Genomic DNA, 9,993 nt, shown 5'->3' on the forward strand with positions numbered 1-9,993 from the left:
GGGAAAGGACCCGCGCGGCAACCGCGCGCGGAAGTCAGGATCAGACGCCCGTGTCGAGCGTGTAATGAGCGCCGTCGCGGTTTTCCAGCGTCAGCGTGGACAGCACCGGCGTCACCGCCGTGGCGTCCTCGCGCACGTGGATACGCAGATTGGCCAGCGGCACGTCCCAGCCGCCCGTGGCGGCTTCGGCCGTCACGCCGGCCACCAGCGCCAGCCGTTCGGCCACCTGGCGCGCCTGGGCGGCGCGGGCGTCGATCCGCAGCAGGCCGCGGGCGCCGTTGGGATGCGCCATCAGCTCGGGCGACCAGACGCACTCGGGCGTCAGGTGGCGACAGAAATACATGCGGATGCCGGGCAGCGGTTGCTCGGCGAAACGCACGGTATGGAAACGGGCCTCGACTTCCTGGCCATCCAGCATGGCGGGACGGGACAGTTCCTGCATCGGATTGACGGCGAAGCCCGCCTTGAGCAGGCGCTCGCGCGTGGCCTCGGCGTCATAGGTGCGGAACACCAGCGCCTCGAGCCCGAAGGGCGAATCGGCGATTTCCTTGCGCGCCGGCGGCGCGCCGGGCGGCCAGCCCAGCAGTTCGACGTAGGTGCCTTCGAGCACGATCAGGCGGTTGCACGAACCGAGGTTGTGCACCGCCTTATCGCTCAGGTGGAAACCCTGGCGCTCGAAGTGCGGCGCCAGCGCATCCAGCCGGTCCCGCACCATGACCACGGCGTGGTCGAACTCGGTCTGGCCGACGGCATGCAGCATGGCGTTATCCGCTCAGACCAGCTTGCCGTGGCACTGCTTGTACTTCTTGCCGCTGCCGCACGGGCACGGATCGTTGCGGCCCACCTTGGGCAGCACGTTGCGCACCGGCTGGGCGCCCGTGTCCTCGGCCGACTGGGCCAGGGCCTCGTCGTAGTCGGAGTGGTGATACTGCACGTTCTGCACGTGGGACTGGGCGGCTTCGGCCTCGGCCTGCTCGACCTGTTCGGACGACTGCACGCGCACCGTCATCAGCACGCGCACCACGTCGTCGCGGATGCGGTCCAGCATGCCCGAGAACAGTTCGAAGGCTTCGCGCTTGTATTCCTGCTTGGGGTTCTTCTGCGCATAGCCGCGCAGATGGATGCCCTGACGCAGGTAATCCAGCGCCGACAGGTGTTCGCGCCAGTGCGTGTCGATCGCCTGCAGCATGATCGAACGCTCGAACTGCGACCACGACTCGGTGCCGACCTGGTCGACCTTGCCCTGATAGATGTCGCGGGCCGCCGCGATCACGCGTTCGCGCAGATCCTCGTCGGTCAGGTTGGCTTCCTTCTCGAGCATCTCGGTCAACGGCAGGTGGACCTGCCAGTCGGCCTCCAGCGCCTTTTGCAGGGCGGGGATGTCCCACTGCTCTTCCACCGATTCCGGCGGCACGTAGGTGTTGAACAGGTCGACCACCGCGGCGTCGCGCAGGTTCTCGACCGTGGCGCCGACGCTGGCCGCTTCCAGCACGTCATTGCGCTGCGAGTACAGCACCTTGCGCTGGTCGTTGGCGACGTCGTCGTATTCCAGCAGTTGCTTGCGGATGTCGAAGTTGCGGCCTTCCACCTTGCGCTGCGCGGTCTCGATGGAACGCGTCACCATGCCGGCCTCGATCGGCTCGCCCTCGGGCAGCTTGAGGCGCTCCATGATGGCGCGCACGCGGTCGCCCGCGAAGATGCGCATCAGCGAATCTTCCAGCGACAGGTAGAAGCGCGACGAACCCGGGTCACCCTGGCGGCCGGCACGGCCGCGCAGCTGGTTGTCGATACGGCGCGATTCGTGGCGCTCGGTGCCGATGATGCGCAGGCCGCCAGCGGCCTTCACCTGCTCGTTGAGCGGCTTCCAGTCGGCGCGGACCTTCTCGATGCGCGCGGTCTTTTCGGCTTCGGACAGCGATTCGTCGGCGCGGATCAGGTCGATCTGCTTGTCGACGCTGCCGCCCAGCACGATGTCGGTGCCGCGGCCCGCCATGTTGGTGGCGATGGTGATGTGGCCCGGCTTGCCGGCTTCGGCGACGATCTCGGCTTCACGCGCATGCTGCTTGGCGTTCAGCACTTCGTGCGGCAGCTTGGCCTTTTTCAGCAGGCCCGACAGCAGCTCGGAGTTCTCGATGCTGGTGGTGCCCACCAGCACCGGCTGGCCGCGTTCGTGGCAGTCGCGGATGTCTTCGAGGATGGCGTTGTACTTTTCCGCATCCGTCTTGAAGACCTGGTCGTTCTGGTCCTTGCGGATCATGGGCTTGTTGGTCGGGATGATGACCGTCTCGAGCCCGTAGATTTCCTGGAATTCGTACGCTTCCGTATCGGCCGTGCCGGTCATGCCGGACAGCTTCTCGTACATGCGGAAGTAGTTCTGGAAGGTGATCGACGCCAGCGTCTGGTTCTCGTGCTGGATCTTCACGCCTTCCTTGGCCTCGACCGCCTGGTGCAGGCCATCGGACCAGCGGCGGCCCACCATCAGGCGGCCGGTGAATTCGTCGACGATGATGACTTCGCCATCCTGCACCACGTACTGCTGATCGCGGAAGAACAGCGTATTGGCGCGCAGCGACACCATCAGGTGGTGCATCAGCGCGATGTGGCGCGGGTCGTACAGCGACTCGCCCTCGGGCAGGATGCCCAGGCGCGCCAGGATGCCTTCGGCGTTGACGTGGCCGGCTTCCGACAGGTAGACCTGCTGGCTCTTCTCGTCGACCCAGTAGTCGCCCTCGGGTTCCGGTTCCTGCGGCTTGGGCTCGCTGGCCATGCGGGTCAGCAGCGGCGGCACCGCGTTCATGCGGATGTAGAGCTCGGTGTGGTCTTCGGCCTGGCCGGAGATGATCAGCGGCGTGCGCGCCTCGTCGATCAGGATCGAGTCCACTTCGTCGACGATGGCGTAGAACAGGCCGCGCTGGCGCCGGTCGTCAACACGGTATTCCATGTTGTCGCGCAGGTAGTCGAAACCGAATTCGTTGTTGGTGCCGTAGGTGATGTCGGCGGCGTAGGCGGCCTTCTTTTCCTCGTTCGGCTGCTGCGGCACCACCACGCCCGTGGACAGGCCCAGGAAGTGATACAGGCGCCCCATCCACTCGGCGTCGCGGCGGGCCAGGTAGTCGTTCACCGTGACCACGTGCACGCCCTTGGCGGCGATCGCGTTCAGGTAGACCGGCAGCGTGGCCATCAGCGTCTTGCCTTCACCCGTGCGCATTTCGGCGATCTTGCCGCTGTGCAGGGCAATGCCGCCCAGCAGCTGCGCGTCGAAGTGGCGCATGCCGAATACCCGTTTGCCAGCCTCGCGCACGACGGCGAAGGCTTCGGGCAGCAGGTCGTCGAGCGACGTGCCCTGTGCATGGCGGGAACGGAATTCCGCGGTCTTGGCCGCCAGCTCCGCATCGGAGAGCGCGGAGATCTTGGGCTCCAGCCCATTGATCTGGGTTACCAGCTTGCGATACTGCTTAAGCAGCCGGTCGTTGCGGCTACCTATGAGTTTTTTGAGCAGAGAAACCATGCGTATGTCGGCCGCACGAGCCCCGCCGCGCCCGCATGGGGCCAGGGCGGCGTCGCCCGTGACTTGATTTATTTGGTTGAGCGGGGGTCCGCTGGGAAACGAACCAGTTTAACGCACCTGGCGCGTAATAGCCTGGACCTATGGCCAGGGTGGCACTGTAGCCCGGATCGGGCGTCAGCGCGCGGCGCTGCCGCCGCCGGCTTGCGCCACCGTCGGCGGGGCATTCTGCTGCGGCCCGAGGAACAGCCGCGGATCCAGCGGCTGTCCGGCCAGGCGGACCTCGAAATGCAGGTGCGGCCCGGTGGAACGGCCGGACGAACCGACCCGCGCCACCTGCTGGCCCCGCTCGACCAGCTGCCCCTGCTTGACCATCAGGGACGAGGCATGGGCATAGCGTGTAATCAGACCGTCTCCATGGTCGATCTCGACCATGTTGCCGTAGCCGGGTTGAAACTTGGCTTCCAGCACCACGCCGCCCGAGGCCGCCAGGATCGGCGTGCCCGGCGGCGCGGCGAAGTCCAGCCCCTCATGCATGGCCGAGCGCCCGGTCACCGGGTTGCGGCGCCAGCCGTAGGAAGAGCTGAGATAGGGGTAATCGGTGATCGGCATCGCCGTCGGCATGCGGGCCTGGTCGGCCGAACGCCGGGTCAGCGCCGCGTCCAGCAGCTTGAGGTTGTCGGTCTGCAGGGCCAGCCGTTCCTGGATCTCGTCCAGCTGGCGGCCCAGGGCTTCGGCCGAGGCGGCGCTGGGCGGCGTGCCCTCGGTGAACAGATCGTCCATCACCTGGGTGGCCTCGGGGGCATGTTGGGGGTCGGCCGGAACCGACGTCAGCTGCTTGGCCACTTCGGGATCGGTGTAGGCCACGCCCGCCACCTTGGCCACCCGCTGGCCCAGGCCATCGATGCTGGCCAGCTTGGCCTGCAGCGCGCCCACCTTGGCGGCCAGCAGGTTCATGTTGCCGCGCAGGAAGTCCGCATCGCGTCCCGGCTGTTCGGACAGCGGCCAGCCGACCGTGTGTACGGCGGGCAGGATGGGTGTAATGTAGCGCTGAAGGGCGGCGCCAAAGATGGCGGCCGTCATCAGCGCGCCCCCCAGAAACAACGCCAAGCGCGCGCCTCCCAGGGTGAAATGCCCGTCCTGCCCGTCGCGGGCGTGCATAATCACGATTTTCAAGGTTTGCTTCCTAATTCTCAGAGCCGGGATGAATAGACCCACTTCATACCGTCAACGTTCCAGTTCCAGCCGGCGAGGGGAAAATACCGCCCTGGGATGGCTGGGTCATGACATGCGGGGCGCCGGGGTACTGGCGACCGCCCGCAAGCACTTGCAAATCCAATATGCGGTGGCGGCGATCCTGCCCGCCCCGTTGGGCTCCGTCTGCCAGGTCGGCAAGCTGGAAAACCAGCGCCTTCAACTGGTGGTGCCCAGTGCCGCGCACGCGGCGAAGATGCGTCAATTGGCCCCGCGCATCGCGCAGGCCTTGGCGGACCAAGGCTGGAACCTTAACGAAATTGCGGTGAAGGTACAAGCCGGCCTGCCCAAGCCCGGCGCCCGCAAGCCGCTGCCGCCCAAGGAGGCCCAGCCGCTCGGAACAACCGCGCTGGGCGCCTTCGAGACCCTGCACGACAACCTGCGCCCCGGCCCGCTGGCCGACGCGGTCGCCAAGCTATTGAAGCACCACAAGGGTAGCTGAGATAACCGGACTTGTCCGGACGCCCGCCATCGGGATGGCGCCTTCGGACCGATGTCCGGGTGTGGCGCGCCCCGCGGATTGCACCTGGACGGCGCTGGCGGGCACAAGGATGGCGACCGGCGCCATCCAATGAAAATGGCCGGATGTCAGCCGGGGACTGTCCCCGGCGCACCGGCCATCAGCGACGACAGACCAGCCTCAGGCCAGCTGCCATTCGTGCCGGAACGCCTGCGGCGCTTCGGCTTGCGATTCGTAGGTCACCAGTTCCCAGGCGTCGCGCTGCGCCAGCAGCGCGCGCGCCAGCTGGTTGTTCAGGCCGTGGCCCGACTTGCACGCCACGTAGCGCGCCACAAGCGGCTTGCCCAGCAGATACAGGTCGCCGATGGCGTCCAGGATCTTGTGCTTCACGAATTCGTCGTCGTAGCGCAGGCCGTCGCTGTTCAACACCCGGTATTCGTCCATGACGATGGCGTTGTCCAGGCTGCCGCCGCGGGCCAGGCCCATCGAGCGCAGCGCCTCGACTTCGTTGACGAAGCCGAAGGTGCGGGCGCGCGCGATCTCGCGCACGTACGAATGGGTGGCGAAATCGATTTCGGCGAAATTCGCGGTCGAGTCGATGGCGGGATGGCGGAAGTCGATCGAGAAGGCCAGCGCGTACCCTTCATGGGGTTCGAGCCGGGCCCACTTCTCGTTGCGGCCTTCGCCCTCGCGCACTTCCACCGTCTTCAACACGCGGATGAACTGCTTCGGCGCGTTCTGCTCGACGATGCCCGCCGAGCGCAACAGGTACACGAAGGTTGCCGCACTGCCGTCCATGATGGGGACTTCTTCGGCAGTGAGGTCGATATGCAGGTTGTCAATGCCCAGGCCGGCCAGCGCCGACATGAGATGTTCCACCGTGGACACGCGCACGTTGCCCTGCTGCAGCACCGAGGCCATGCGCGTATCGCCCACGCCGGTGGCCTGCGCGGGCAGGTCGACGACTTCGGGCAGATCGACGCGGTGGAACACGATGCCCGTATTGGGCGCCGCCGGGCGCAGGGTGAGCTCGACCCGCCGTCCGGAGTGGACGCCGACGCCTGTCGTGCGGACGAGATTCTGAATGCTGCGCTGTCGGAACATGAGACTAAGGTATTTTGAGCCAGGAAGCCGGCAAGATGACAAGAGATTGCCGGCGTAACTGACGTATTGTAACTCTGTCCGGTTCTCAACGCCATCAAAGCGTCAGGACCGACCGATAAAACCGTCCCCTATTCAAGCCGTGCAAGGGAAACACGGGCCGCTCCGCCTCCGGCTTGCCTGCGGGGACAGGCAAGCCGGAGATGAGGGAGTGCATGTAGAGCCTGAAACCAGGCTCCAGGTTCAATCCGCCTGCTTACGCAGGAACGCCGGGATGTCGAAATGATCCATGCCCGAGCTTTCCAGCGCGCGCACCTGGGCCGATGCCTGGCTGCGCGGGTTGCGCATGACAGACGGCATGTCCAGATTGCGGTAATCACCCTGACCGGCGGCCGGCATCGTGCCCATGGGCATGTTGTCGGTGCCGGTGCGCAGCACTTCAGCGGTGGTCTGCACCAGTTGCGGACGCGCCTGCGCACGGCCCAGGCCGGTCGCAACCACAGTCACGCGCAGGTTTTCACCCATCGATTCGTCGTAGGCGGTGCCGAAGATCACGGTCGCGTCGTCCGAAGCGTAGCTGCGGATCGTTTCCATGATTTCGCGCGTTTCGCGCATCTTCAGCGAGCGGCTGGCGGTGATGTTGACCAGCACGCCGCGCGCGCCGTTCAGGTCCACGCCTTCCAGCAGCGGGCAGGCAATGGCGTGCTCGGCGGCGACGCGGGCGCGGTCAGCGCCCGAAGCCGATGCCGTGCCCATCATGGCCTGGCCCTGCTCGCCCATGATCGTCTTGACGTCTTCGAAGTCGACGTTGACGTTGCCTTCGACGTTGATGATTTCGGCGATACCCGCGCAAGCGTTGTGCAGGATGTCGTCGGCCGAACGGAAGCAGTCTTCCTGCGTCGCGTCCTCGTCCATCAGTTCATACAGGTTCTCGTTGAGCACCACGATGAGCGAATGCACGTGCTTGGCCAGTTCGGCGATGCCGTCCTCGGCCATCTTCAGGCGCTTGTTGCCTTCGAACGTGAAGGGCTTGGTGACCACGCCCACCGTCAGAATGCCCAGCTCCTTGGCGACTTCGGCCACGACCGGACCTGCGCCCGTGCCGGTGCCGCCGCCCATGCCCGCGGTGATGAAGACCATGTGCGCGCCGTTCAGGGCGGCACGGATCTCTTCACGCGCGGTTTCGGCCGACGCGCGGCCTTGTTCGGGCTTGGCGCCCGCGCCCAGGCCGGTGCGGCCCAGGCGGATCTGCACCGGGGCGTTGGTCGCCGCCAGTGCCTGCGCATCGGTGTTGGCGCAGATGAAATCCACGCCGTGCACGCCGCTGCGAATCATGTGCGCGACGGCATTGCCGCCCGCACCGCCCACACCAACGACCTTGATTACGGTCCCTTTGGTGTTGTTCTCAAGCATCTCAAAGTTCATCATGATGACTCCCTCACAAGTCCGATTTGCAAATCACAAAAATTCCCCAACAACCTATATTTTGTGAATCGCCTCAAAGCCGAAGCCGACTGCTTTGGTCCGCAACGGGTTTGAGACGCCTCCCCTTTCTGGCCCGGCCCGCCCTACCGCTGCGGATCGTGCCAAGGAGCAGGCCCCAACCTGCCCCCCTCTTCAATTCATAAACCATTCCTTCATGCGCGCCAGCAGGCTCTTGAAATTGCCGGTCTGCGCGGCCACCTTGCGGCCACGCACACGCTGCATGCGCGCTTCCTGCAGCAGGCCCATCACGGTCGAGAAGCGCGGATTGCGCATCACGTCGGCCAGGCTGCCTTCGTATTCGGGCACCGCCACGCGCACCGGCTTGAGGAACACGTCCTCGGCCAGTTCGATCATGCCGGGCAATTGCGCCGAGCCGCCGGTCAGCACCACGCCGGACGCCAGCAGGTCCTCGTAGCCGGAGTCGCGCACCACCTGCTGCACCAGCGTGAACAGTTCTTCGACGCGCGGCTCGATCACGGCGCCCAGCGCCTGGCGCTTGACCTGGCGCGGGCCGCGGTCGCCCAGGCCCGGCACTTCCACTGACTCATCCGGGCTGGCCAGCACCTGCTTGGCCACGCCGTAGCGCAGCTTGATTTCCTCGGCATCGGGCGTCGGCGTGCGCAGCATGGCCGCGATGTCGTTGGTGATCTGGTCGCCGGCGATCGGCAGCACGGCGGTGTGGCGGATCGCGCCGCCGGTAAAGATCGCCACGTCGGTGGTGCCGCCGCCGATATCCACCAGCACGACGCCCAGTTCCTTTTCGTCCGCGGTCAGCACGGCCAGGCTCGAGGCCAGCGGCTGCAGGATCAGGTCCTGCACTTCCAGTCCGCAGCGGCGCACGCACTTGACGATGTTCTGCGCGGCGCTGACGGCGCCGGTCACGATGTGCACGCGCACTTCCAGGCGCAGGCCGCTCATGCCGATGGGCTCGCGGATGTCTTCCTGGCCGTCGACGATGAACTCCTGCGTCAGCACGTGCAGCACCTGCTGGTCGGTCGGGATGTTCACCGCCTTGGCGGTCTCGATGACGCGGGCGACGTCGGTGGCGGTGACTTCCTTGTCCTTCACGGCGACCATGCCGCTGGAATTGAAGCTGCGGATATGGCTGCCGGCGATGCCGGTGTAGACGTCGCGGATCTTGCAATCCGCCATCAGCTCGGCTTCTTCAAGCGCGCGCTGAATCGAATTCACAGTGGTCTCGATATTGACGACCACGCCCTTGCGCATGCCGCGCGATTCATGCTGGCCGAGGCCGAGCACTTCGAATCGCCCTTCGGGCAGGATTTCAGCCACCACAGCCACCACCTTGCTGGTGCCGATATCGAGGGCGACGATAAGGTCCTTGATGTCACGGGTCATGGCGTTAGCGTTTCTTGGGAGGTTTCGGTGTGGATTTGGGTTTGTTTGCTGACGGAGGCAACGGGGCCAGCGCCAGGGCGAAACCATTGGGATAGCGCAGGTCGGCCTGCGTGATGGTGCGCCCTTCCAGGCGCCCCGCCACGGCGGGCCAGGCCTGCACGAAACGTTGAATGCGCGCCGCGAACGGCAGCGCGCCGGGCAGGCCGTGCGGATCCGGCGCATCGGCGCCCGGATCGCGGCCCAGGTCCAGCAGCATGCCGTTGGACAGCACCACGCGCCAGGCGTAGCGCGGACTCAGCTCCAGCTGCTTGACATGCATATCGAGCGGCGCGAACCAGCGCGCCAGTTCGGCGTAGCGTTGCACCACCAGCGACTCGGTGCCCTCGGGCCCGGAGAACTGCGGCAACACCGTCTCGTCGTCCACCTCGCCCGTGTTGGCCGTGAACGCCTCGCCCCAGGTGTTGATCATCTGGTTCTCGTTCCACAGCGCCAGCGGCTGCTGCTCCTCGATGCGCACGCGCAGCACATTGGGCCAGATCCGCCGCACGGTGGCATGGCGCACCCACGGCACCGACTCGAAGATCTCGCGCGCGTCGTCCAGGTCCACCGTGAAGAAGTTGCCCTTGAAGCGCCCCGCGATCGCCGCGCGCACCGCGCCCGGCGAGACATAGTGCAGCTCGGTGTCCGGCGTGGACTCCAGCTCGATCGCCGACAGCGTGAAGTACGGACGCTGCGCCACCCACACCACGCCCGCCAGGAGCATGGCGCAGACCGCCAGCACGGCAAGCGTGTTGGCGATCAGGTTGGTCGTGCGAGCGTCGTTCCACAC

At 66.1% G+C, this 9,993-nt stretch carries 9 protein-coding genes; 2 read left to right on the top strand and 7 right to left on the bottom strand.

Annotated features, from left to right (window positions below; translation table 11 throughout):
- Positions 1-40 precede the first annotated feature (40 nt).
- From H0523_RS21620 to H0523_RS21630, 3 genes are all read right to left on the bottom strand, one after another.
- Complete coding sequence (locus tag H0523_RS21620) at positions 41-760, bottom strand: VOC family protein (protein ID WP_054433509.1); 720 nt, start codon at positions 758-760, stop codon at positions 41-43.
- A gap of 12 nt (positions 761-772) precedes the next feature.
- Positions 773-3,508, bottom strand: coding sequence for a preprotein translocase subunit SecA (gene secA / locus H0523_RS21625; RefSeq protein WP_054433508.1), 2,736 nt, complete (start codon positions 3,506-3,508; stop codon positions 773-775).
- Between the two features lie 174 nt (positions 3,509-3,682).
- On the bottom strand, positions 3,683-4,666 hold the full coding sequence (locus H0523_RS21630; RefSeq protein ID WP_054433507.1) for a M23 family metallopeptidase: 984 nt from the start codon (positions 4,664-4,666) through the stop codon (positions 3,683-3,685).
- A gap of 127 nt (positions 4,667-4,793) precedes the next feature.
- On the opposite strand from H0523_RS21630, the gene H0523_RS21635 reads away from it, so the two are divergent.
- The gene (locus tag H0523_RS21635) at positions 4,794-5,201 is read left to right on the top strand and encodes a flagellar hook-length control protein FliK (protein WP_006392960.1); all 408 of its coding nucleotides are present in this window, start codon (positions 4,794-4,796) and stop codon (positions 5,199-5,201) included.
- A 198-nt stretch (positions 5,202-5,399) separates the two neighbouring features.
- Here H0523_RS21635 and lpxC read toward each other — a convergent pair whose 3' ends face one another.
- Both lpxC and ftsZ read right to left on the bottom strand, forming a co-directional pair.
- A complete protein-coding gene (gene lpxC / locus H0523_RS21640; protein WP_054433506.1) occupies positions 5,400-6,323 on the bottom strand; it encodes a UDP-3-O-acyl-N-acetylglucosamine deacetylase in 924 nt (307 codons plus the stop codon).
- A gap of 240 nt (positions 6,324-6,563) precedes the next feature.
- Positions 6,564-7,733 (bottom strand): cell division protein FtsZ, encoded by a 1,170-nt coding sequence (gene ftsZ / locus H0523_RS21645; RefSeq protein ID WP_225856733.1) that lies wholly within the window; start codon positions 7,731-7,733, stop codon positions 6,564-6,566.
- Between ftsZ and H0523_RS32330 the strand changes: the two genes are divergently transcribed.
- Entirely contained in the window at positions 7,635-7,859 is a 225-nt protein-coding gene (locus H0523_RS32330) for a hypothetical protein (protein WP_225856768.1), read from the top strand. The two genes, ftsZ and H0523_RS32330, sit on opposite strands and share 99 nt — an antisense overlap.
- Positions 7,860-7,937: 78 nt before the next feature.
- Here H0523_RS32330 and ftsA read toward each other — a convergent pair whose 3' ends face one another.
- Both ftsA and H0523_RS21655 read right to left on the bottom strand, forming a co-directional pair.
- Entirely contained in the window at positions 7,938-9,164 is a 1,227-nt protein-coding gene (gene ftsA / locus H0523_RS21650) for a cell division protein FtsA (RefSeq protein WP_006217473.1), read from the bottom strand.
- Positions 9,165-9,168: 4 nt separating this feature from the next.
- Positions 9,169-9,993, bottom strand: coding sequence for a cell division protein FtsQ/DivIB (locus H0523_RS21655; RefSeq protein ID WP_054433505.1), 825 nt, complete (start codon positions 9,991-9,993; stop codon positions 9,169-9,171).

It is taken from the genome of Achromobacter insuavis (assembly GCF_902859645.1).
GTDB classification, from domain to species: domain Bacteria; phylum Pseudomonadota; class Gammaproteobacteria; order Burkholderiales; family Burkholderiaceae_B; genus Achromobacter; species Achromobacter insuavis.

Excerpts from the sequence above, each read along its gene's own strand:
- H0523_RS21620 (WP_054433509.1), bottom strand. The coding sequence starts at position 760 with ATGCTGCATGCCGTCGGCCAGACCGAGTTCGACCACGCCGTGGTCATG.
- secA (WP_054433508.1), bottom strand. The coding sequence starts at position 3,508 with ATGGTTTCTCTGCTCAAAAAACTCATAGGTAGCCGCAACGACCGGCTG.
- H0523_RS21630 (WP_054433507.1), bottom strand. The coding sequence starts at position 4,666 with ATGCACGCCCGCGACGGGCAGGACGGGCATTTCACCCTGGGAGGCGCG.
- H0523_RS21635 (WP_006392960.1), top strand. The coding sequence starts at position 4,794 with ATGCGGGGCGCCGGGGTACTGGCGACCGCCCGCAAGCACTTGCAAATC.
- lpxC (WP_054433506.1), bottom strand. The coding sequence starts at position 6,323 with ATGTTCCGACAGCGCAGCATTCAGAATCTCGTCCGCACGACAGGCGTC.
- ftsZ (WP_225856733.1), bottom strand. The coding sequence starts at position 7,733 with ATGCTTGAGAACAACACCAAAGGGACCGTAATCAAGGTCGTTGGTGTG.
- ftsA (WP_006217473.1), bottom strand. The coding sequence starts at position 9,164 with ATGACCCGTGACATCAAGGACCTTATCGTCGCCCTCGATATCGGCACC.